This is a genomic window from Streptomyces sp. NPDC020747, assembly GCF_044334695.1.
GTDB lineage: Bacteria > Actinomycetota > Actinomycetes > Streptomycetales > Streptomycetaceae > Streptomyces.
In genome coordinates, this window is the sequence record NZ_JBIRTJ010000002.1 from 793,943 (window position 1) to 816,170 (window position 22,228).

Annotated in this window: 23 protein-coding genes; 16 read left to right on the forward strand and 7 right to left on the reverse strand. The window is 68.7% G+C overall.

All coding sequences use genetic code 11. From position 1 onward, the window contains the following. The first annotated feature begins 207 nt into the window (after window positions 1–207). The 10 genes from ACH4YP_RS08635 (at window position 208) to ACH4YP_RS08680 (ending at window position 8,598) form a co-directional block, all read left to right on the forward strand. Window positions 208–645 (forward strand): hypothetical protein, encoded by a 438-nt coding sequence (locus ACH4YP_RS08635; RefSeq protein WP_359719303.1) that lies wholly within the window; start codon window positions 208–210, stop codon window positions 643–645. Between the two features lie 273 nt (window positions 646–918). Continuing rightward, entirely contained in the window at window positions 919–1,689 is a 771-nt protein-coding gene (gene atpB, locus ACH4YP_RS08640; RefSeq protein WP_143636846.1) for a F0F1 ATP synthase subunit A, read from the forward strand. Window positions 1,690–1,766: 77 nt separating this feature from the next. Beyond that, window positions 1,767–2,000, forward strand: a complete 234-nt coding sequence (gene atpE / locus ACH4YP_RS08645) for an ATP synthase F0 subunit C (RefSeq protein WP_013000660.1) — start codon at window positions 1,767–1,769, stop codon at window positions 1,998–2,000. Between the two features lie 40 nt (window positions 2,001–2,040). Further along, window positions 2,041–2,601 carry a F0F1 ATP synthase subunit B gene (locus tag ACH4YP_RS08650; RefSeq protein WP_361055241.1) on the forward strand — a complete coding sequence of 187 codons (561 nt, stop codon included), beginning with the start codon at window positions 2,041–2,043 and terminating at the stop codon, window positions 2,599–2,601. After that, the gene (locus ACH4YP_RS08655; protein WP_361055244.1) at window positions 2,598–3,413 is read left to right on the forward strand and encodes a F0F1 ATP synthase subunit delta; all 816 of its coding nucleotides are present in this window, start codon (window positions 2,598–2,600) and stop codon (window positions 3,411–3,413) included. Before ACH4YP_RS08650 ends, ACH4YP_RS08655 begins: the two co-directional genes overlap by 4 nt. Window positions 3,414–3,552: 139 nt before the next feature. Then, a complete protein-coding gene (gene atpA, locus ACH4YP_RS08660; RefSeq protein ID WP_361055247.1) occupies window positions 3,553–5,145 on the forward strand; it encodes a F0F1 ATP synthase subunit alpha in 1,593 nt (530 codons plus the stop codon). A 20-nt stretch (window positions 5,146–5,165) separates the two neighbouring features. After that, entirely contained in the window at window positions 5,166–6,083 is a 918-nt protein-coding gene (locus ACH4YP_RS08665) for a F0F1 ATP synthase subunit gamma (protein ID WP_361055250.1), read from the forward strand. Beyond that, a complete protein-coding gene (gene atpD, locus ACH4YP_RS08670) occupies window positions 6,084–7,520 on the forward strand; it encodes a F0F1 ATP synthase subunit beta (protein WP_361055253.1) in 1,437 nt (478 codons plus the stop codon). Window positions 7,521–7,648: 128 nt separating this feature from the next. After that, window positions 7,649–8,023 carry a F0F1 ATP synthase subunit epsilon gene (locus tag ACH4YP_RS08675; RefSeq protein ID WP_306937917.1) on the forward strand — a complete coding sequence of 125 codons (375 nt, stop codon included), beginning with the start codon at window positions 7,649–7,651 and terminating at the stop codon, window positions 8,021–8,023. 128 nt (window positions 8,024–8,151) lie between these two features. Next, window positions 8,152–8,598: a DUF2550 domain-containing protein gene (locus ACH4YP_RS08680; protein WP_055614422.1), complete on the forward strand. Its 447-nt coding sequence runs from the start codon at window positions 8,152–8,154 to the stop codon at window positions 8,596–8,598. 89 nt (window positions 8,599–8,687) lie between these two features. Here the strand turns inward: ACH4YP_RS08680 and ACH4YP_RS08685 are convergent, their stop codons facing one another. The 3 genes from ACH4YP_RS08685 to ACH4YP_RS08695 all read right to left on the reverse strand — a co-directional run bounded on the left by ACH4YP_RS08685 (window position 8,688) and on the right by ACH4YP_RS08695 (window position 12,497). Beyond that, window positions 8,688–10,520: a glycosyl hydrolase family 18 protein gene (locus ACH4YP_RS08685; protein ID WP_398489944.1), complete on the reverse strand. Its 1,833-nt coding sequence runs from the start codon at window positions 10,518–10,520 to the stop codon at window positions 8,688–8,690. A 154-nt stretch (window positions 10,521–10,674) separates the two neighbouring features. After that, entirely contained in the window at window positions 10,675–11,316 is a 642-nt protein-coding gene (locus ACH4YP_RS08690; RefSeq protein ID WP_361055260.1) for a response regulator transcription factor, read from the reverse strand. Continuing rightward, entirely contained in the window at window positions 11,313–12,497 is a 1,185-nt protein-coding gene (locus ACH4YP_RS08695; RefSeq protein WP_361055263.1) for a histidine kinase, read from the reverse strand. Before ACH4YP_RS08695 ends, ACH4YP_RS08690 begins: the two co-directional genes overlap by 4 nt. A 152-nt stretch (window positions 12,498–12,649) precedes the next feature. Between ACH4YP_RS08695 and ACH4YP_RS08700 the strand changes: the two genes are divergently transcribed. After that, window positions 12,650–13,234: a hypothetical protein gene (locus ACH4YP_RS08700; protein WP_398489945.1), complete on the forward strand. Its 585-nt coding sequence runs from the start codon at window positions 12,650–12,652 to the stop codon at window positions 13,232–13,234. A 33-nt stretch (window positions 13,235–13,267) separates the two neighbouring features. Here ACH4YP_RS08700 and ACH4YP_RS08705 read toward each other — a convergent pair whose 3' ends face one another. Genes ACH4YP_RS08705 through ACH4YP_RS08715 form a run of 3 tightly spaced genes read right to left on the reverse strand, consistent with a single transcriptional unit; the run spans window position 13,268 to window position 15,421 of the window. Next, window positions 13,268–13,840, reverse strand: coding sequence for a cob(I)yrinic acid a,c-diamide adenosyltransferase (locus ACH4YP_RS08705; RefSeq protein ID WP_398489946.1), 573 nt, complete (start codon window positions 13,838–13,840; stop codon window positions 13,268–13,270). Between the two features lie 13 nt (window positions 13,841–13,853). Further along, on the reverse strand, window positions 13,854–14,603 hold the full coding sequence (locus ACH4YP_RS08710) for an ABC transporter permease (RefSeq protein ID WP_398489948.1): 750 nt from the start codon (window positions 14,601–14,603) through the stop codon (window positions 13,854–13,856). A 35-nt stretch (window positions 14,604–14,638) separates the two neighbouring features. Next, entirely contained in the window at window positions 14,639–15,421 is a 783-nt protein-coding gene (locus ACH4YP_RS08715; protein ID WP_361068904.1) for an ATP-binding cassette domain-containing protein, read from the reverse strand. 90 nt (window positions 15,422–15,511) lie between these two features. Between ACH4YP_RS08715 and ACH4YP_RS08720 the strand changes: the two genes are divergently transcribed. The 4 genes from ACH4YP_RS08720 to ACH4YP_RS08735 all read left to right on the forward strand — a co-directional run bounded on the left by ACH4YP_RS08720 (window position 15,512) and on the right by ACH4YP_RS08735 (window position 20,486). Continuing rightward, window positions 15,512–16,153 carry a TetR/AcrR family transcriptional regulator gene (locus ACH4YP_RS08720; protein ID WP_361068901.1) on the forward strand — a complete coding sequence of 214 codons (642 nt, stop codon included), beginning with the start codon at window positions 15,512–15,514 and terminating at the stop codon, window positions 16,151–16,153. 169 nt (window positions 16,154–16,322) lie between these two features. Then, window positions 16,323–17,171: a 3-hydroxyacyl-CoA dehydrogenase family protein gene (locus ACH4YP_RS08725; protein ID WP_398489950.1), complete on the forward strand. Its 849-nt coding sequence runs from the start codon at window positions 16,323–16,325 to the stop codon at window positions 17,169–17,171. Between the two features lie 166 nt (window positions 17,172–17,337). Further along, complete coding sequence (locus tag ACH4YP_RS08730) at window positions 17,338–17,661, forward strand: STAS domain-containing protein (RefSeq protein ID WP_030672301.1); 324 nt, start codon at window positions 17,338–17,340, stop codon at window positions 17,659–17,661. A 326-nt stretch (window positions 17,662–17,987) separates the two neighbouring features. After that, window positions 17,988–20,486 (forward strand): ATP-binding protein, encoded by a 2,499-nt coding sequence (locus ACH4YP_RS08735; protein WP_398489953.1) that lies wholly within the window; start codon window positions 17,988–17,990, stop codon window positions 20,484–20,486. 128 nt (window positions 20,487–20,614) lie between these two features. Here the strand turns inward: ACH4YP_RS08735 and nucS are convergent, their stop codons facing one another. Beyond that, window positions 20,615–21,286: an endonuclease NucS gene (nucS, locus tag ACH4YP_RS08740; RefSeq protein ID WP_361068893.1), complete on the reverse strand. Its 672-nt coding sequence runs from the start codon at window positions 21,284–21,286 to the stop codon at window positions 20,615–20,617. 340 nt (window positions 21,287–21,626) lie between these two features. On the opposite strand from nucS, the gene ACH4YP_RS08745 reads away from it, so the two are divergent. Continuing rightward, window positions 21,627–22,019, forward strand: coding sequence for an SCO5389 family protein (locus ACH4YP_RS08745; RefSeq protein WP_055617795.1), 393 nt, complete (start codon window positions 21,627–21,629; stop codon window positions 22,017–22,019). The last annotated feature ends 209 nt before the right edge of the window (window positions 22,020–22,228 follow it).

A 22,228-nucleotide genomic window follows, 5' to 3' on the forward strand; every position in this document is an offset into this window, starting at 1 on the left:
ACGTGCAGTTTCACTCTCATGTGTGACGCCGAGCACACCAACCAGGTAAAGACCTCATCAAATAGTTTGTGATACGGTTCACGAGAACCCGGGACAGAGCCGAAGGACCGCAGTGCGACGGTCCATTGGCGGTGAGGTTCTCTCTCTGTCCGGGACTACGCTCGTCCATGACGACACCTGCCCCCTTGAGCAAGCGGAGTTGCCGCCATGCCGTCCAATGACGTCCGGATCCTTCTCCAGGCCGCTGTGCCCACAGCTGCCGTCGGCGCGATCGCCGCCGTCGTCAGTGCCGTGGTCGCCGGTGGCAAGGGAGCGATCGGGGCGGGCTTCGCGACGCTGGTCGTGATCCTCTTCATGGGCATCGGGCTGTACGTCCTGCAGCGCACCGCCAAATCGCTTCCGCACCTTTTCCAGGCGATGGGTCTGATGCTCTATACGGCACAGATTCTGCTGCTGTTCATCTTCGTCGCCGCCTTCAAGAACACGACGCTGTTCAACCCCAAGGCTTTCGCGATCACGCTGGTCGCCACCACGCTCGCGTGGATCGGCGCCCAGGCGCGTGCCCACATGAAGGCCAAGATCCTCTATGTCGAACCCGACTCCTCGAAGGGCGACAAGCCCGAAAAGACGGGGCACTCGTCGTGAGGGGTAGGGCCGGGATAAGCGCGGGTGGGAGATCCTGCTATCGTCCGGTGCCAACTGCGGCATCGCGGGCGCGGGCATGTGAGCTGACGCCTGCTCCAGCGCGAGGCTCGATGCCCTCCAGCCGCCCCCACATCCGTAACACCAGTCCAGTGCCGAACCGCGGCTGCGCGCCGCGCCGACACAACGAGGTTGCCGTACCCATGCGTCACGCCGAAGGAGCCCGTGGTGAGTGCTGACCAGACCCAGCTCGCCTTTGAGTGGAACTGTCGGATCATGTCCGACAACGGCTGCGGCTTCCCGGCACCGGGCCTGCACTCGTTCCTGTTCAAGCCGATCGTCACGGTCGGTGGGTTCGAGTTCAACAAGGTGATGCTGCTCGCGCTCATCACCACGCTCCTTGTCATCACCTTCTTCACGCTTGCCTTCGGCAAGGCGAAGGTGGTCCCGGGCAAGCTGCAGATGGTCGGCGAGGCCGGTTACGACTTCGTACGCCGCGGCATCGTCTACGAGACCCTCGGCAAGCGGGAGGGCGAGAAGTACGTCCCCCTGATGGTCTCGCTCTTCTTCTTCATCTGGATCATGAACATCTGGTCCGTGATCCCGCTGGCCCAGTTCCCGGTCTCGTCGATCATCGCCTTCCCGATGGTGCTCGCCGGCATCGTCTACGTCGTCTGGGTCTCACTGACGTTCAAGAAGCACGGCTTCGTCGGCTTCTTCAAGAACGTCACCGGTTACGACAAGTCGCTCGGCCCGGTGCTGCCGCTCGTCATGGTGATCGAGTTCTTCTCGAACCTGCTGGTCCGGCCGTTCACGCACGCCGTGCGACTGTTCGCCAACATGTTCGCCGGTCACCTGATGCTGGTGATGTTCACCGTCGCCTCCTGGTACCTGCTGAACAGCTGGATGATCCCGGCGGCCGGCATCTCGTTCGTCATGACCATCGTCATGATCCTCTTCGAGCTCTTCGTGCAGGCCGTCCAGGCGTACGTGTTCGTGCTCCTCGCCTGCTCGTACATCCAGGGCGCCCTGGCCGAGAACCACTGAGCCGCGACGCTCCGCAAACCCCCAGAACGTCCGGTGGCCAACCCCCGCCGGTCCTTGAAAGAGAAGGAAGAATCAGCATGGCTGCCATGGAGACCCTCGCCGCCCTTGAAGGCAACATCGGTTCCGTCGGCTACGGCCTCGCCGCCATCGGCCCCGGCGTCGGCGTCGGCATCATCTTCGGTAACGGCACCCAGGCCCTCGCGCGTCAGCCCGAGGCCGCCGGCCTGATCCGTGCCAACCAGATCCTCGGCTTCGCCTTCTGTGAGGCCCTCGCCCTCATCGGCATCGTCATGCCGTTCGTCTACAACTGACGAACCCTGACGAGCGAACCTTTCAACGGAAGGCACTGATGTGATCGCCAACCTGGTACAGCTGGCGGCGTCCGAGGGGGAGCAGAACCCGCTCGTCCCCCCGGGCCCCGAGCTGCTCGTCGGCACCATCGCCTTCGCCATCGTGTTCTTCTTCTTCTGGAAGAAGCTCCTCCCGAACATCAACAAGGTTCTGGAAGAGCGCCGCGCGGCGATCGAAGGCGGTATCGAAGAGGCCGACGCCATGAAGGTCGAGGCCCAGAGCGTGCTGGAGCAGTACAAGGCCCAGCTCGCCGAGGCCCGGCACGAGGCCGCGCGTCTGCGCCAGGAGGCGCAGGAGCAGGGCGCCACGCTCATCGCCGAGATGCGTGCGGAAGGCCAGCGGCAGCGCGAGGAGATCATCGCCGCCGGTCACTCGCAGATCGCGGCGGACCGCAAGGCCGCGTCGTCGGCGCTGCGCCAGGACGTGGGCCAGCTGGCCACCGAACTGGCCGGCAAGCTCGTCGGTGAGTCCCTGGAGGACCACGCCCGGCAGAGCCGCACGATCGACCGGTTCCTCGACGGTCTCGACGAGTCCGCTTCGAAGGCCGAGGCGTCGCGATGAACGGAGCGAGCCGCGAGGCCCTGGCCGCCGCACGAGAGCGTCTCGACGCGCTGACGGACAACACGTCCGTGGACGCGACGCTGCTCGCCGACGAGCTGGCCGCCGTCACCGCGCTGCTCGACCGCGAGGTGTCACTGCGTCGGGTCCTCACCGACCCGGCGCAGGCCGGAGAGGCGAAGGCCGAACTGGCCGGGCGTCTGTTCGGCAGCCAGGTCGGCGGTCCGACCACCGATCTGGTGGCCGGTCTGGTGCGTTCCCGCTGGTCGCGCTCGCGTGACCTGGTCGACTCCATCGAGGAGCTGGCCGACACCGCCGACCTCACGGCGGCGCAGCGGGCGGGCACGCTCGACGAGGTCGAGGACGAGCTGTTCCGGTTCGGCCGGATCGTCTCTTCGAACACCGGGCTGCGCGCCGCACTGACCGACCGCGGCGCCACGACCGCGGCCAAGAGCGAGCTGCTGCGCAGCCTGCTCGGCGGCCGGGCCAAGGTGACGACCGAGCGTCTGGTCACGCGCCTTGTGACCGCGCCCCGGGGACGTAGCCTGGAGTCGGGACTCGAGTCCCTGTCCAAGCTCGCCGCCGAGCGTCGTAGCCGCATGGTCGCCGTCGTCACCTCGGCGGTTCCGCTGAGCGACCCGCAGAAGCAGCGCCTGGGTGCAGCCCTCGCGAAGCTCTACGGCCGCCAGATGCACCTCAACCTCGACGTGGACCCCGAGGTCCTCGGCGGGATCCGGGTGCAGGTCGGCGACGAGGTCATCAACGGCTCCATCGCGGACCGCCTTGAGGACGTCGGCCGCCGCATGGCGAGCTAGCGACAGCAACTCAATACACGTACATACGCAGTAACACGCAGTAATACGGCCCTGGTTGGGCCGTGCAGAGGATTCCTGGGGGCTGACCCCAGACCCCCCAAGAAAACTTCGGGCCCAACAAGGAGAGCAGGGAACCCAGATGGCGGAGCTCACGATCCGGCCGGAGGAGATCCGGGATGCGCTGGAGAACTTTGTCCAGTCGTACAAGCCGGACGCGGCCTCGCGCGAGGAGGTCGGTACGGTCACCCTTGCCGGCGACGGCATCGCGAAGGTCGAGGGCCTGCCCTCGGCCATGGCCAACGAACTGCTGAAGTTCGAGGACGGCACTCTCGGCCTCGCGCTGAACCTGGAAGAGCGCGAGATCGGTGCGGTCGTCCTCGGCGAGTTCAGCGGTATCGAGGAGGGACAGCCGGTCACGCGTACCGGCGAGGTCCTGTCCGTGGCCGTCGGCGAGGGCTACCTCGGCCGCGTTGTCGACCCGCTCGGCACCCCGATCGACGGTCTCGGCGAGATCGAGACGTCCGGCCGCCGCGCCCTGGAGCTGCAGGCTCCGGGCGTCATGGCCCGTAAGTCGGTGCACGAGCCGATGGAGACCGGCTACAAGGCCGTCGACGCGATGACCCCGATCGGCCGTGGCCAGCGTCAGCTGGTCATCGGTGACCGCCAGACCGGCAAGACCGCCCTGGCCGTCGACACGATCATCAACCAGCGCGACAACTGGCGCACCGGCGACCCGAACAAGCAGGTCCGCTGCGTGTACGTCGCCATCGGCCAGAAGGGCTCGACCATCGCCTCCGTGCGTGGCGCCCTCGAAGAGGCCGGCGCGCTGGAGTACACGACCATCGTCGCCGCCCCGGCGTCCGACCCGGCCGGCTTCAAGTACCTTGCGCCGTACACCGGTTCGGCCATCGGTCAGCAGTGGATGTACGAGGGCAAGCACGTCCTCATCATCTTCGACGACCTCTCGAAGCAGGCCGACGCCTACCGCGCCGTGTCCCTGCTGCTCCGCCGTCCGCCGGGGCGCGAGGCCTACCCCGGTGACGTCTTCTACCTGCACTCCCGTCTCCTTGAGCGCTGCGCGAAGCTCTCGGACGAGATGGGCGCGGGCTCGATGACCGGTCTGCCGATCGTCGAGACGAAGGCCAACGACGTCTCGGCGTTCATCCCGACCAACGTCATCTCCATCACCGACGGCCAGTGCTTCCTGGAGTCGGACCTGTTCAACGCCGGTCAGCGCCCCGCGCTGAACGTCGGTATCTCCGTCTCCCGAGTCGGTGGCAGCGCACAGCACAAGGCGATGCGCCAGGTCTCCGGCCGACTGCGCGTGGACCTCGCCCAGTTCCGTGAGCTGGAGGCGTTCGCCGCCTTCGGTTCCGACCTGGACGCCGCGTCGAAGTCGCAGCTGGACCGCGGTCAGCGGATGGTGGAGCTGCTCAAGCAGGCTCAGTACCAGCCGATGGCCACCGAGGACCAGGTCGTCTCCGTGTGGGCGGGCACCACCGGCAAGATGGACGAGGTTCCGGTCAACGACATCCGCCGCTTCGAGAAGGAGCTCCTGGAGTACCTGCACCGCAAGGAGCAGGGCCTCATGACCTCCATCAAGGAGGGCGGCAAGATGTCGGACGACACTCTGCAGGCCATCGCCGACGCGATCGCGGACTTCAAGAAGCAGTTCGAGACGTCGGACGGCAAGCTGCTCGGCGAGGACACCCCTGCCGCTGCGGGCAAGTGACGACGGAAGGGACCTGACTCATGGGAGCCCAGCTCCGGGTCTACAAGCGTCGCATCAAATCCGTCACCGCGACCAAGAAGATCACCAAGGCGATGGAGATGATCGCCGCCTCGCGTGTCGTCAAGGCGCAGCGCAAGGTACGGGCCTCCGCGCCGTACGCGACCGAGCTCACCCGGGCGGTCACGGCGGTCGGCACGGGCTCGAACACCCAGCACCCGCTGACCACCGAGGCCGAGACGCCGACGCGTTCCGCTGTGCTGCTCCTGTCGAGCGACCGCGGCCTCGCCGGCGCGTTCAACTCCAACGCCATCAAGGCGGCGGAGAAGCTGACCGCCCGTCTGGTGGCCGAGGGCAAGGAGGTCGACACGTACATCGTCGGCCGCCGTGGTCTGGCCCACTACAACTTCCGTGAGCGCAAGGTCTCGGAGTCGTGGTCGGGCTTCACCGACGAGCCAACGTACGCGGACGCCAAGAAGGTCGCCGTTCCGCTGATCGAGGCCATCGAGAAGGAGACGGCGGACGGCGGCGTGGACGAACTCCACATCGTCTACACCGAGTTCGTCTCGATGATGACGCAGACGGCGGTCGACAGCCGACTGCTGCCGCTCAGCCTCGAAGAGGTCGCGGAGGAGTCCACGTCCAAGGGCGAGATCCTTCCGCTGTACGACTTCGAGCCGTCGGCGGAGGACGTCCTCGACGCCCTTCTGCCCCGGTACGTCGAGAGCCGTATCTACAACGCGCTGCTCCAGTCGGCCGCTTCCAAGCACGCCGCCACGCGCCGCGCGATGAAGTCGGCCACCGACAACGCGGGAGACCTGATCACCAGCCTCTCCCGACTTGCCAACGCGGCCCGCCAGGCCGAAATCACCCAGGAAATCAGCGAGATCGTCGGTGGCACCGCAGCCCTGGCCGACGCGACCGCGGGGAGTGACAGGTAAATGACGACGACAGTTGAGACGGCCGTTGCCACGGGCCGCGTCGCCCGGGTCATCGGCCCGGTCGTCGACGTGGAATTCCCCGTCGACGCCATGCCGGAGATCTACAACGCCCTTCACGTCGAGGTGGCCGACCCGGCCAACGCCGGCGAGAAGAAGATTCTGACCCTGGAGGTCGCCCAGCACCTGGGTGACGGCCTGGTCCGCACCATCTCGATGCAGCCCACCGACGGTCTGGTCCGCCAGGCCGCGGTGACCGACACGGGCACGGGCATCTCCGTCCCGGTCGGTGACTTCACCAAGGGCAAGGTGTTCAACACCCTCGGCGAGGTGCTGAACTCCGACGAGCCCTACACGGGCGACCGGTGGACCATCCACCGCAAGGCCCCCGCGTTCGACCAGCTTGAGCCGAAGACCGAGATGTTCGAGACGGGCCTGAAGGTCGTCGACCTTCTCACCCCGTACGTCAAGGGCGGCAAGATCGGTCTGTTCGGTGGTGCCGGTGTCGGCAAGACCGTGCTGATCCAGGAAATGATCATGCGTGTCGCCAACCTCCACGAGGGCGTCTCCGTCTTCGCGGGCGTCGGTGAGCGCACCCGTGAGGGCAACGACCTCATCGCGGAGATGGAAGAGAGCGGTGTTCTCGACAAGACCGCTCTTGTCTTCGGTCAGATGGACGAGCCCCCGGGCACCCGTCTGCGCGTGGCCCTCGCCGGTCTGACCATGGCGGAGTACTTCCGCGATGTGCAGAAGCAGGACGTGCTGTTCTTCATCGACAACATCTTCCGCTTCACGCAGGCCGGTTCCGAGGTCTCGACCCTGCTCGGCCGTATGCCCTCCGCGGTGGGTTACCAGCCGACCCTGGCCGACGAGATGGGTCTCCTCCAGGAGCGCATCACCTCGACCCGTGGTCACTCGATCACCTCGATGCAGGCGATCTACGTCCCCGCGGACGACCTGACCGACCCGGCCCCGGCCACCACGTTCGCCCACCTCGACGCGACGACGGTTCTTTCCCGTCCGATCTCCGAGAAGGGCATCTACCCGGCCGTGGACCCGCTGGACTCCACGTCCCGCATCCTGGACCCGCGGTACATCGCGCAGGACCACTACGACGCCGCCATGCGCGTCAAGACGATCCTGCAGAAGAACAAGGACCTCCAGGACATCATCGCGATCCTCGGTATCGACGAGCTGGGCGAAGAGGACAAGCTCGTCGTCCACCGTGCCCGTCGCGTGGAGCGCTTCCTGTCCCAGAACACCCACGCCGCCAAGCAGTTCACCGGCGTGGACGGTTCGGACGTTCCGCTGGAGGAGTCCATCGCAGCCTTCAACTCGATCTGCGACGGCGAGTACGACCACTTCCCGGAGCAGGCGTTCTTCATGTGCGGTGGCCTGGAGGACCTCAAGGCCAAGGCCAAGGAGCTCGGCGTCTCCTGAACCAGCGCTTCTGATCGAGCACTGCTTCACGAAGAGGGGCGGGTGCGTCCTGCCCCTCTTCGTACGCCCACTAGACTTTGACCCAACACCCGGCAGCGAAAGCCGGGTGGTGACCCGAGGAGCCCACCTTGGCTGCTGAGCTGCACGTCGAGCTCGTCGCCGCGGACCGCAGTGTCTGGTCCGGCGAGGCCACCCTGGTCGTCGCGCGTACCGCGTCCGGCGACATCGGCGTCATGCCCGGCCACCAGCCGCTGCTCGGTGTGCTGGAGTCGGGCCCGGTGACCATCCGTACGAGTGATGGTGGAACTGTCGTCGCCGCGGTGCACGGCGGTTTCATCTCGTTCGCGGACAACAAGCTGTCGCTGCTGGCCGAGATCGCCGAGCTGTCGGACGAGATCGATGTCCAGCGCGTGGAGCGGGAGCTCGAGCGCGCGAAGGCGGAGGGCGATGCCTCTGCCGAGCGTCGCGCGGACGTCCGTCTGCGTGCGGTGGCGGTGCGCTGAACAGAGCGCACCACAGGGAGTGACTCAGCCGCGGCCAGGACCGGAGCTTTTCCGGACCGGGTCGCGGCTGAGGCGATGCGGGTGCTTTTTTCCTTTCCGTTACCTAGGAGACGAGGAGGTCGGTGTCGATGGTCCTCGCTCTGACTGTGTGCGGGTTGGTAGTCGTGCTGGTGGCGGTGGCACTCTTCGTGTTCCATCTGCGCCGCCGGCTGATCCAGCGCTCCGGGGGTACGTTCGACTGCAGCCTCCGCTGGGACGCCCCGGAGAAGAGCGACACCAGCGGCAAAGGCTGGGGCTACGGCATCGCCCGCTACAACGGCGACCGCATCGAGTGGTTCCGCATCTTCTCGTACGCTCCCCGCCCGCGCCGTGTCCTTGAGCGCTCGGCGATCGAGGTGGCCGGCCGCCGCACCCCGGACGGCGAGGAGGAGCTGGCGCTGCTCGCCGACCAGATCATCCTCGCCTGCGTCCATCGCGGTACGCGCCTTGAGCTGGCCATGAGCGAGGACGCGCTGACCGGGTTTCTCGCGTGGCTCGAAGCAGCCCCGCCCGGACAACGAGTGAACGTGGCGTAGCCACGTTCACTCGTTGGTTGGGGGTCCCCCCGGACGAAGTCTGGGGGAGCGTCAATGTCGCCTGAGCTGTCTGTTGGTGCTGACGGTCGCTAGTTCAGGCCCCCGTTGATCGCGTTCACCAGCTCACCGTTGCTCGTGTCGCCGCTGAACTCCCAGAAGAACGCGCCGCCCAGGCCCTGGTTCTTGGCCCAGGTCATCTTCGAGCCGATGGTGGCCGGGGTGTCGTAGCTCCACCAGTTGTTGCCGCAGTAGGCGTAGGCCGTGCCGGCGATGGTGCCGGTGGCCGGGCAGGAGTTCTTGAGGACCTTGTAGTCCTCGATCCCCGCCTCGTACGTGCCCGGTGCCGCGCCGGTCGCCGAGCCGCCGGGGGCGGACTGTGTCACGCCGGTCCAGCCGCGGCCGTAGAACCCGATACCGAGCAGCAGTTTCTTCGCGGGTACGCCCTTGGCCTTGAGCTTGGCGATCGCGTCGGCCGAGTTGAAGCCGGCCGCCGGAATGCCCGCGTACGAGGTCAGCGGCGAGTGCGGGGCGGTCGGACCGTCCGCGTCGAAGGCGCCGAAGTAGTCGTACGTCATCACGTTGTACCAGTCGAGCGACGCGGAGGCGCCGCCGTAGTCGGCCGCGTCGATCTTGCCGCCGGAGGAGCCGTCGGCGGTGATGGCCGCGGTGACCAGGTAGTTGGAGCCGAACTCGGTGCGCAGCGCCTGGCTGAGCGTCTTGAACGAGCTGAAGCCGGACGTGTCGCAGGTCAGGCCGCAGGCGTTCGGGTACTCCCAGTCGATGTCGATGCCGTCGAAGACGTCGGCCCAGCGCGGGTCCTCGACAACCGCCTTGCAGGAGGCGGCGAAGGCGGCCGGGTTGGCGGCGGCCTGGGTGAAGCCGCCCGAGTAGGTCCAGCCGCCGAAGGAGTACAGCACCTTGATGTGCGGGTACTTGGCCTTCAGCTGGCGGAGCTGGTTGAAGTTGCCGCGCAGCGGCTGGTCCCAGGTGTCGGCGGTACCGCTGACGGACTGGTCGGCGGTGTACGCCTTGTCGTAGGCGGCGTAGGTGTCGTCGACGACGCACTTGCCGTCCTTGACGTTGCCGAACGCGTAGTTGATGTGCGTGATCTTCGACGCGGAGCCGGAGGTCACCAGGTTCTTGACGTGGTAGTTGCGGCCGTAGACGCCCCACTCGGTGAAGTAGCCGAGCTTGACCTTGTCGCCGGTGGGCGGGTCGGTGGTGCCGCCGGTGGTGCGCACGGCGACCGCTCCACTGGCCGGACCGGTCTGGTCGGCGGTGTCACGGGCCTGGACGGTGTAGGAGTAGTCGGTGCCAGCGGTCAGACCGGTGTTCGTGTACGAGGTGGTCGTGACGGTGGCGACCTTCGTACCGTCGCGCAGGACGTCGTAGTTCTTGATGCCCTTGTCGTCGGTGGCCGCGCTCCAGGACAGCTTCACCGAGGTGTTGGTGATGTCGGAGGCCGTGGGGGTGCCGGGCGCCGAGGGGGCGGAGTCGCCGGGGACGCTGCCGCCGTCACAACTGCCGCCGTTCAGCGTGCAGTTGGCGGGGGAGCCGGTGCCCGTACCGTTGAAGCCGAAGGAGACGGAGGCGCCGGGGGCGAGGCTGCCGTTCCAGGACTTGTTCTTGGCGGTCCAGTGGGTGCCGGAGTTGGTGACGTCGGCGTCCCAGGCGGAGGTGACCGAGGTGCCCGAGGGGAAGTCCCACTGGACGTTCCAGGAACTGATGGCAGTGGTGCCGGTGTTCTTGACGGTCCACTTGCCCTCGAAGCCGGTTCCCCAGTCCTGGGTCTTGGCGTAGGTGGCGGTCGCCGACGTGGCGGCGGAGGCGGGGCTCGCCAGCCCGACCAGGGCGGCGAACGGCAACAACAGGGTGGTGAGCCCTGCAACGGCTCTCTGTCCGAGTCTGTGTCCGAGGCGCATCCGCGTCTCCTATGGGGAGTTTGATGAGGTGCGCAGGACAATAGAAAGGTCTGGACCTTAGGTCAATAGGTCCAGACCAGTGAGGCTGGGCAGAGCACGCACTTGTTACAAGCGCAGGCCGACGTGCGCCACGGCTCTCAACGGCCGCCCGCCGCTATACGCCCAACTCCTGTGCCAGGACCGCCGCTTGGACCCGGCTGCGCAGTTCGAGCTTGCCCAGCAGGCGGCTGACGTGCGTCTTCACGGTCGCCTCGGCCATGTCGAGCCGTACGCCGATCTCCGCGTTGGACAGGCCCTCGCCGAGGCAGGACAGCACCTCCCGCTCCCGTCGCGTGAGCGAGTCGAGGACGGACGGATCGGCCGACGGCTCGCGTACGGGCTTCGCCGCGAACTCGGAGATCAGGCGGCGGGTCACCGCGGGCGCGATCAGGCCCTCGCCGCGCGCCACCGTCCGTACCGCGTCCAGGAGTTGACGTGCCTCGGTGTTCTTCAGCAGGAAGCCGGCGGCGCCCGCGCGCAGCGCGCCGAAGACGTACTCGTCCAGGTCGAACGTGGTCAGTACGAGCACGTCGGCGAGGTGCTCGGCGACGACCTGGCGGGTGGCGGAAACGCCGTCGAGGCGGGGCATCGACACGTCCATCAGGACGAGGTCGGGCCTCAGTTCCCGGGCCAGGGCCACCGCCTGCTCGCCGTCCGCGGCCTCGCCGACCACCTCGATGTCGGGGGCGCTGCGCAGGATGAGGACGAGACCGGCGCGTACGGCGGACTGGTCCTCGGCGACGAGCACACGGATCATTCGGTTTCTCCTTCGGTGATCGGGAGGGTGGCGCGTACGGTCCAGGTCTTGCCGTCGGCGGAGGCCGGGTCCCCGACGGGTCCCGCCTCGAACGTGCCGTGCAGCAGGGCGACCCGCTCGCGCATCCCTATCAGGCCGGCACCGGAGCCGGGCGCGCGCGGGCCGTCGTCCCTGGCGCCGCCGTACGGGCTGGTCACCCGCACGTCCAGGGAGTGGTCGCGCTGGGCGAGGCTGACGGTGACCCGGCCGGGGGAGGCGTGCTTGAGGGCGTTGGTCAGGCACTCCTGCACGATGCGGTAGGCGGCCAGTTCGACCGGGGTGGGGAGGGTCGCGTGCGCGCAGTCCAGGTCCACGTCGAGGCCGTTGGCGCGGGCGTGGTCCACCAGCGCGCCGAGTCCGTCGAGGGTGGGCGAGGCGACCGCCTCCGTGTCGCCGCCGCTGTCGCGCAGGATGCCGATGAGGCGGCGCATCTCGGCGAGCCCTTCGACGCTGTTCTCGCGGATCACGCCGAGGGCCTGCTTCGAGGTGTCGGGGTCGTCGAGCGAGAGCGCGGCCGTGGAGTGGATGGCGATCGCGGAGAGGTGGTTGGCGACCATGTCGTGCAACTCCCTTGCCATGCGCGCCCGTTCGGCGGTGACGGCCTGGGTGCGGTCCATCTCGGCGAGCAGGGCGGTCTGTTCGGCGCGGAGCCTCGCCGCTTCGGCGGCGTCGCGGTGGTTGCGGACCAGTGCGCCGGTGGCGGCCGGGCCGAACGACACGAGGCCGGTGGCCACGCCGACGAGCAGGGCCTGCGGCTCGCGCCACCAGATCAGGAAGCCGAGTGTCGTGGCCAGGGTGACCAGACCGGTGATGACCGGGATGCGGCGGGCCGCGGCCGGGGTGCCGTACAGGACGGCCGCGTAGGCGAGGTCGGTGAACATCAGGATCGTCGCCGCGTTGCCCGGGGCGAACTGGTCGGCGACGAGCGCGAGCGTGCCGACGACCAGGGCGATCTGCGGTCGGGTGCGGCGCAGCAGCTCCAGGCCCGCCATCACGGTCAGGGGGATCAGCCCCCATGTCATCGAGATCAGGCCGCCGCCCGACGTGTACAGCCCGAGTGACCAGAACACGAGCCCGCCGAGCAGCCCGCCGACGGCGAGGTACACGTCGAAGCGGTGCGGGCGGGGGCGGGAGCGGGCCATGACTCCATCCAACACGGAGTGCGCTGCCGACGCCTGATCCCCGGGGACGGTCCTCGGCTACATCGAAGGATGCAGTGCCGTTTCGTCACTGGTGACGACGATCGGGGCCGGTCCCGCCGGGAGGCTTGAAGGGTGACTGAGAGGAGCTTGCCGTGATTGTCGCGCTGATCATCGCCTGTGAGGTCGGCTTCTGGGTGCTGCTGGCGGCGGGCCTGGCGGTCCGCTACTTGCTGAAGATGCGCCGTACGAGCGTTGTCCTGCTGCTGTGCGAACCGATCCTTGAGGTCGTGCTGTTCGTGGTGACGGCGATCGACCTGAAGCGGGGCGCCGAACCGAGCTGGGAGCACGGCCTGGCCGCCCTCTACATCGGTTTCACGGTGGCGTACGGCCACTACACGATCCGTTGGCTCGACGGCCACGCTTCTCACCGCCTCGCCGGGGGCCCGCCTCCGGTGAAGCCGCCCCGCTACGGAATGGCCCGGGCCCGTCACGAGGCCAGGATCTGGGTCCGTACGGTCATCGCCGGGGCGGTCGCCTGTGCCCTCCTTCAGGGAGCCGTCCTGTATGTCGGCGACACCGGGGACGCGTCGTCGCTGCGGTCCTTCCAGGGGGCGGCCCTGCGGACGGTCGGGATTCATGGGTTGATCGCGTTGACGTACCTGATCTGGCCCAAGAAGGCTCCAGAGCGCTCCGCCGCGGATGGGGCGTCGGAGGAGCGGAGCCTCACCAAGAGGTGAGGCTCCGCCGGAGGGGTGGGGGAGGGCGCGTCCTCAGCGTTCGCCGCCCGGGACCCAGAGAACGTCGCCCGTTTCCTTGTTGGCCGCCCTCGCCAGGATGAAGAGGAGGTCGGAGAGGCGGTTCAGGTAGGTCGCCGTGAGCGGGTTCATCACCTCTTCGTGCACCTCCAGGGCCGTCCACGTCGAGCGCTCCGCCCTCCGGGCCACCGTGCACGCCTGGTGGAGGAGGGCCGCGCCCGGGGTGCCGCCGGGCAGGATGAAGGAGCGGAGCTTCTCCAGCTGTTCGTTGAAGTGGTCGCAGTCCGCCTCCAGCTTGTCGACGTAGAACTGCTCGACCCGCAGGGGAGGGAACTCGGGGTTCTCGGCGACCGGCGTGGAGAGGTCCGCGCCCACGTCGAAGAGGTCGTTCTGGACGCGGGTGAGGACCTTGACGATCTCCTCGTCGAGGTCGCCGAGGGCGATCGCCGTGCCGATGGCCGCGTTCGCCTCGTTGGCGTCGGCGTACGCCGAGATCCGCGGGTCGGTCTTGGCGACCCGGCTCATGTCGCCCAGGTTCGTCGTGCCCCGGTCGCCGGTCCTGGTGTAGATGCGCGTCAGATTGACCATGCGACCAGCGTAGTTACGCCCCGGCCTTCCGGAACACTCGTGTGCCCACCGTCACGGCGAGTCCCGCGAAGCCGACGGACACCAGGACGCCGTACGCCATGGAGGCGGTCGCGTACGAGCCGACGTACGCGTCCCGCATCGCGTCCACCAGGTAGCGCAGCGGCATGACGTGCGAGAGGGCGTCGAGCCAGCCGGGCGCCAGTGACATGGGGAGCATGAGGCCGGACAGGAGCATGGACGGCATGGCCAGCGCGTTGACCGTCGGGCCGAACGTCTGGGGTGACGCGCTCTTCATGGCCAGCGCGTACGACAGCGAGGCCAGCGAGACGGTCAGCAGCGCGACGAACGCGAAGCCGATCAGGATGCCCGCGACCGGTGCGCGCAGCCCCATCACCACGGCGGCGAGGACCAGCAGGACCGCCTGGAAGACGAAGATCACCGTGTCGCGCAGCACCCGGCCGAGCAGGAGCGCGAGGCGGCTGACCGGGGTGACCCGCATCCGCTCCACCACCCCCTGGTTCTTCTCGACGATGATCATGAATCCGGCGAACGCGGCCCCGAACAGGCCGAGTTGGAGCAGCAGTCCGGGTACCAGGACCTGCCAGGAACTCCCGCCGCCGCCCAGCGGCAGATCGGTGAGCAGCGGGCCGAAGAAGAGCAGGTACAGCAGCGGCATCAGCACGCCGAAGAGCATCGCGAACTTGGAGCGCAGGGTCTGGCGGAGGTAGCGCCCGAAGATCAGCGCGGTGTCCTGGAGAAGCATGTCGTCACGTCCTGGGCGGATAGAGGGATCGGCGGTCAGACGGCCACGGGGGTGGAGTCGGCCGGCGCGGGGCCGCGGCCGGTGATGGCGAGGAACGTGTCCTGGAGCGTCGCGTCGATCGACCCTCCGTACTGGAGCTTGAGCGCGCTCGGCGTGCCCTCCGCCACCACTACGCCCTGGTCGACGATGACCAGCCGGTCGGCGAGCGCGTCCGCCTCGTCGAGGTAGTGCGTGGTGAGGAAGACGGTCGTGCCGTGGTCGTCGCGCAGGCGTCGGACCAGGTCCCAGAGGTCCGCGCGGCTCGCCGGGTCGAGGCCCGTGGTCGGCTCGTCGAGGAACAGGACCTTCGGTCGGTGGGTGAGGCCGAGCGCGATGTCGAGACGTCGGCGCTGGCCGCCGGAGAGCGCCGACGTCTTCCGGTCGAGGAGGCCGGTGAGGTCCAGTTCGCGGGCCAACTCCTCGGCGCGCTCCACCGCCTGAGCCTTTGTCAGGCGGTAGAGCCGTCCCTGCGTGACCAGTTCCTCGCGTACGGAGATCTGGGGGTCGACGCCGCCGGACTGCGCCACGTACCCGCACGCGAGGCGGACGCCCTCCGGGTCGGTGGCCAGGTCGTGGCCCGCGACGGTGGCGGCGCCGCCGGTCGGGGGCAGCAGGGTCGTGAGCATCCGGAGTGTGGTCGTCTTGCCCGCTCCGTTCGGGCCGAGGAAGCCGAGGATCTCGCCCGCCGCGACGGTGAGGTCGATGCCGCGGACCGCCTCGACGGGGCCGCGTTTGGTCTGGAAGGTCCGGGCGAGGCCGGCCGTGCTGATGATGGGCATGCGCCAAGAAAAACAGAGGGACTTAAATTTTGCAACGCCACCAAAATTTCAGGGAGCCCAGAAATCATCGGTCCGGCCTACGATGAAGCCATGGCAGAGGGGCTCAGGGAGCGGAAGAAGCGCGAGACCAGGCAGCGCATCTCGGACATCGCCACGGGGCTGTTCCTGGAGCACGGCTTCGTGACGGTGACCATGGCCGAGGTCGCGGACGCGGCCGACGTGTCCGTGAACACCGTCTACAACTACTTCCCGGCCAAGGAAGACCTCTTCTTCGACCGCAGCAAGGGGGTCGTCGACCGGCTCTCGCGCTGGGTGCGCGGCCGCCGCGTCGGCGAGTCGGCCGCCGTCGCCGTCCTGCGCGAACTGCGCGAGGAGGTCGAGGCGGTCTCGCCCCGGGTCGGACTGATGGACGGGTACGACCGCTTCATGCGGGTCATCCACGACGCGCCCGCCCTCCGGTCCCGCCTGTGGAGCCTTCAGCAGGAGGTCCACGACGACCTGGAGGCGGCGCTGCGCGAGGAGACGGGCGCCGATCCGGACGATCCGACGCCGGGCCTGATGGCCGGCCAGATCGGCTGGCTCCACCAGACGGTGATGAGCGAGGTCAGCCGCGAGATGATGGCCTGCCGCGATCCGGCCGAAGTGTCCCGAGAGGTGCTGGGACTGCTCGACGGCATGGAGGACCTGTTGAGCGAGAAGGTCCTCAACTACGCCGTACGGGCGGCGGAATGAGCCGCTCGGTGTGATGTCCGTCCTATGAGACGTGACGCGCGTTACTTACCGGTCACACGGCGCCTGACGAGCGCTAGGGTCCGCCGAAGAGGCAACCCGACAGCGTGTTACCCGGGGTCGTCTCGTGATGGTCAACGCCGCCGGGAAAACGCAGCAGGGGAGTCGGACAGTGGCACGGAAGCTCGCCGTCATCGGGGCCGGACTCATGGGTTCGGGTATCGCCCAGGTCTCCGCACAGGCCGGCTGGGACGTCGTCCTGCGCGATGTCACCGACGAGGCGTTGACCCGTGGCACCGACGGCATCAAGGCCTCGTACGACAAGTTCGTGAGCAAGGGCAAGCTGGACGCCGACGCGGCCGGGCAGGCGCTGGGCCGTATCACCACGACGACCGATCTGGACGCGGTCGCCGACGCCGACATCGTCGTCGAGGCCGTCTTCGAGAAGCTGGAAGTCAAGCACGAGATCTTCCGTACGCTCGACAAGCTGGTGAAGGACGAGACCGTACTCGCCTCCAACACCTCCGCCATCCCGATCACCAAGATCGCGGCGGCCACCGGGCGTCCGGAGCGGGTCGTCGGCGTCCACTTCTTCTCGCCGGTCCCGATGATGCGGCTCTGCGAACTCGTCTGCGGCTACAAGACGAGCGACGAAACGCTCGCCACCGCGCGGGAGTTCGCCGAGTCGGTCGGCAAGACCTGCATCGTCGTCAACCGTGACGTGGCCGGCTTCGTGACCACCCGGCTCATCTCGGCGCTCGTCGTCGAGGCGGCCAAGCTGTACGAGTCGGGCGTGGCGACCGCCGAGGACATCGACCTCGCCTGCAAGCTGGGCTTCGGTCACGCGATGGGTCCTCTCGCCACCGCCGACCTCACGGGCGTCGACATCCTTCTGCACGCGACGAGCAACATCTACACGGAGTCCCAGGACGAGAAGTTCGCCCCGCCGGAGCTGATGCGCCGGATGGTTGACGCCGGTGACATCGGCCGTAAGAGCGGGCAAGGCTTCTACACGTACTGATACACGTACTGACTCTGTGGCGATCTTCGACCGGTCACTCCTCGGAGTGAATTCGGTATCGGTTCGCTTACAGAGGGCAACTTCTGCCCCGGTACGGCAGTCAGTCCTGGCAACACAGGACACGACGAAGACGCAGCGTACGAAAACGCACTCTCGGGGAGCGCATATGTACATCAGGGGCGACCACGCCGAGCTGGTCGTCGGGGGCCGCCTCGACGTCCGCAGCGCGGCGGACGCCCGTACGGTCCTGCACTCGGCAGTCGACGACGGCGTCGGCGACCTGGTGCTCGACCTGTCAGAGCTGGACTCCTGGGACGCCACCGGGCTCGGTGTCATCATGGGGGCCCACCGGCGGGCGGGGCGGTGCGGCCGGAGGCTTGTGCTGCGCGGCGTCCCGCCGCAGATGCAGCGACTGCTGGTGGCCACCCGGCTCCACCGGATCCTGGCGATCGAGGGCGGCATCGGCGTCGAGTCGCTGCCCCGCGTGTGACTTCGCGCCGCTCCCGGACGTGACCCGCCTCGGCCTGGATGCGGTCGGCGGCGCCCCTGGATGTGACTCGGCGTCACTGTCGCAAACGGCGAAGATCCGGTAGGAAGCGATCGTACGAAACGTATGTCGCGAACAATCCTCACGAAGCTGTGACGTCTCGGACGGCGCGGTACCCCGTGTGTTCGTAGATACTGTGCAAAGGTTTAAGGTTCGGCTGCCCGCGTCTTGACGAACCCGTGAGCGGGCACCGGACCAGAAGCGACAGCGCAGTGTGCAGCAAGGCCGGGAGGGGCTCGGCACACCACGCTTTTGGGGGGCTTGGACCTATGGACCCGATGAACCGGGGACCCGAAGAGTACGGCCACGACGACGGCTCGGCGGCGCGACAGCGGCCGCCGCGTGATCCTCTGACGTCCGACTTCGGTCAGCACACGCCGGCACTGGCGCGCACCGTCCAACTCGTGTCGGGCGGCAATCTGCTCACCGTCAATCCCGTCGACGGCAGCGAGATCGAGCTCTGCCCGCCGGGCGAGCGACCGCCGCGGCCCACGAAGTTCAGCGCAGCCGAGCGGGCCGAGTCGGCCCGCTCGACACGACCTCCCGTACCACCCGGGGCCTCGCTGCCCAGACTGCCGCTCCTGGAGCGGCAGGAGGAGCGTGAGCGGCTTGTGCGCCTGCTCGCGCGCGGGCGCTCCGTGCGGCTCACCGGACCCTCGGGTTCGGGCCGCACCGCGCTCCTGGACGCCGTCGCCGACGACTGCGCGGACCTCGCCCCGGACGGAGTGGTGCGCCTCAGCGGCCACCGCCGTTCCCCGGACGATCTGCTGCACGACCTCTTCGCCGCCGTCTTCGCCGCTCCGCTGCACCGACCGGAGCGGGAGGAACTGCTCGCACTCGTCCACGAGATCGGCGCGGTCGTCGTCCTGGACGACCTGGAGTTCGGCGCCAGCGCGCTCGACGAACTGCTCGACGCGACCCCCGAGTGCGCCTTCCTGATCTCCGCGACACCCGACGTTCCCGCGCCGTCGACCGACTCGCTCCTCGAAGAGGTCTTCCTCGGCGGCCTCGGCCGCGGCGGCGGTCTCGAACTGCTGGAGCGCGCCGTAGGCCGCGTCCTGACCGAGGACGAGGCGAACTGGGCGGGCGACCTCTGGTTCGAGTCCGAGGGGCTGCCGTTGCGCTTCGTGCAGGCCGGTGCGCTGCTGCGGCAGCGCGACCAGCTGCGCGCCGACCCGAACGCCTTCGACGAGTTCGGCTACTACGAGGACGCGCCCGTGGACGCGCCCTTCGACGCCGAGGACGGCCACGACGTACCGCTGCCGTCGCTCGCGGACGGCGCCGCCCCGGCCGCGCTGCTCGCGACCAGGCTCAGCGAGTCGGCGCGCGGCACGCTGCGCTTCGCCGTCGCGCTGGGCGGCGAGGTGCCGCACCAGGCGCATCTGCCCGCCTTGGTGGGGGACACGCACGCGGACGCCGCGCTCGCGGAGCTCGTCGGCTGCGCGCTCGTCACGCCGGTCGGCTCGCACTACCGGCTCGCCGCCGGCGTGCAGACCCAGCTGGAGGCCGTCGGGTACGCGTCCGACGTCGAGGAGACGGCCCGCGCCGCCGCCGAGCACTACGCCTGGTGGGCGGGGCATCCGTCGGTCACCCCGGAGCGCGTCGTCGCCGAGGCGGACGCCGTGCTCGCCGCGCTGACCGCCCTGGCGCCTCTCACGGAGCCGCCGGCCGAGGACGAGGAGAGCGCGACCGCGGTACGGCTGGCGCGCACGGCCGCGCCCGCGTTCGCCGCGGGGCTGCACTGGAGTGCCTGGGAGCGTGCGCTGCGCTCGGGCGCCGAGGCGGCCCGGCTGTCCGGCGAGGTCTCGGATCAAGCCTATTTCCACCACGAGCTGGGCATCCTGGCGGTCTGCGGCGGGCAGTTCGACCGGGCCCGCGCCGAACTGGAGGCGTCCATCGGGCTGCGGGGTGCCCTGGCCGAGAAGCGGGGCACCGTCGCGGGCCGCCGCGCCCTCGCACTGGTCGCGGACCGCACCGGCACCACACCGCCGGCCGGGATCGGTGCGACGGCGGGCGAGGAGGTGCCCGACGCGCGGTACGAGGAGTCGGCGTCGCCGCCCGGTGGCGTACCGGCCGGGTTCACGCCGGCCCCCTCGTTCCAGCAGGGCGAGTCCGTGACGGTGATCACCCGCGGCGGTTCCGCCTCCGCGGCGAAGCCGGGCCGCGTCAAGGGCCTGGTCAACGGCACTCGGCGCAACCTCGCGGCGGCGGGCGCGGGCGCGCTCCTCGCCGCCGTGCTCGGCACGGTGGTGACGCTCGGCGCGACCTCCAACCCCGACGACGGCATCCCGTCGGAGCGGGTCGGCCCCAACCCGTCGGCCAGCGCCGGTGACAACGGTGACGGACTCGGCGCGGACCGGCCGCAGAAGGGCAGCGGCGACGCGGACTCGACGAGCCGTCCCACCGACCCGGGCGACGACGGGATCATGGGGACCTCGGACGACCCGGCGCCGTCTTCGAGCACGGGCCCGTCGGCGTCTCCGACCGGGACGAAGAGCCCGAGCCCGACCAAGACCACGACGAAGCCGTCGACCTCGCCCAAGCCGCCGACCTCGCCGAAGCCGCCCACCGACCCGCCGACCGATCCCCCGACGGACCCGCCCACGGATCCGCCGACCGACCCCCCGACGGACCCGCCCACGGGCGAGCCGTCGGACGATCCGACCACGCCGGAGACCTCCGACTCGGCCAGCGGCCCGGCCACCGGTCCGGTCGAGAGCAGCAGTGCCGCGAGCAGCCCGGCGGACAGCGGCTCGCCGACGATCTGACACCGGGGGTACGACACCCGGGGTACGGCACCCGCGTACGGCACGGCATGACGGTGGGCCGGGTCCTCCACAGGACCCGGCCCACCGTCATGCCGTACGCACCAGTTGTACGAGTGATTCCGTGGCCGTCAGAACAGCCGCAGCTTGTCGTCCTCGATGCCGCGCAGCGCGTTGTAGTCGAGGACCGCGCAGCCGATGCCCCGGTCGGTGGCGAGGACGCGGGCCTGGGGCTTGATCTCCTGGGCCGCGAAGATGCCGCGGACCGGCGCGAGGTGCGGGTCGCGGTTCAACAGCTCCAGATAGCGCGTGAGTTGCTCCACGCCGTCGATCTCGCCGCGCCGCTTGATCTCCACGGCGACGGTCTGTCCGTCGCCGTCACGGCACAGGATGTCGACCGGGCCGATGGCCGTCATGTACTCGCGGCGGATCAGGGAGTAGCCCTGGCCGAGGGTGTCGATGCGGTCGGCGAGGAGCTCCTGGAGGTGCGCTTCCACGCCGTCCTTGATCAGGCCGGGGTCCACGCCGAGTTCGTGCGAGGAGTCGTGGAGGACCTCCTCCATCGTGATGATGAGCTTCTCGCCCGCCTTGTTGATGACGGTCCAGACACCGTCGTCGTCCCCCGAACCCTCCTTCAGCGTGCAGGGCGGCGACATCCAGTTGAGGGGCTTGTAGGCCCGGTCGTCCGCATGGATCGAGACACTGCCGTCGGCCTTCACAAGGATCAGGCGGGGGGCCGACGGGAGATGGGCGGTGAGCCGGCCCGCGTAGTCAACGGAGCAGCGGGCAATGACGAGACGCATGGTCCGCAACGCTACTCGACCGGCACGGGTCGGCGCGATCCTCCCACCCGTCACCCACCATCGCCCTCAACCGAGAACCTGCGGTTCGCCCCTATTGTCCCGGCCCGCTCGACCGTGGCTGTTTCTGTCGCCCCTGTTTCCCCGGATAAGCCCTGTTCGAAAGTGGCCGGTTGTGAGCAGGTTGAGTCTCCCCTGGTTTCTCAATGTCCTGGTGCGACCACGAACAGTTGCCTACCGTATAAACGGGAGGTCGCGACGCGTGTACTCAGCGTGTTCGGCGTCGCGGTCTCCTTACCTATCCGTCAACCCCCTCTGCCGAGGGGGTGCGAGAGGAGAACCCATGTCGCTGGACGTCTCACCGGCCCTACTCGAAAAGGCCGAGCGAGGCGAGGTCGACGAAGCGGAATTCGTCGACTGCGTCCGGATTTCCCTGCCCTACGCATGGGAGATGATCAGCTCCCTGGTGGCTCAGCTGAAGGTGGACGGCGGCAACTTCGCCGACAACCAGACGCCTCCGCCGGACGAGCAGGCGCGCGGCCAGCTGCTGCGTGCGCTCGCGAGTGACGCGATACGCGGTGCGCTGCAGCGGCACTTCGGGGTGCGCCTGGCCTTCCAGAACTGCCACCGCGTGGCGGTGTTCCCGCTGGACGGCTCGGTGGACGACACCTTGACCCGCTTCACCTCGGTGCGCAGTCAGCTGCTGAACCAGTCGCCGGAGTTCCGGGACTGCTGAGGCAGTGATGCCGCACGGCTTGCCGCTCCGTACGCGGGAGGTGCTTCTGTACTGGGGCGGCAAGCTCCCTGCACCACGCACCGCTTGGACCCGGACAGGGTTCTGTTCCGGCCGGATACGCACCCGTTGAAACCGAACACACCTCAACAACCGCCGGACGCACGCCAGTTCGCCCCGGCCACACCCTGACTCGGCCCCACGCACGCCAG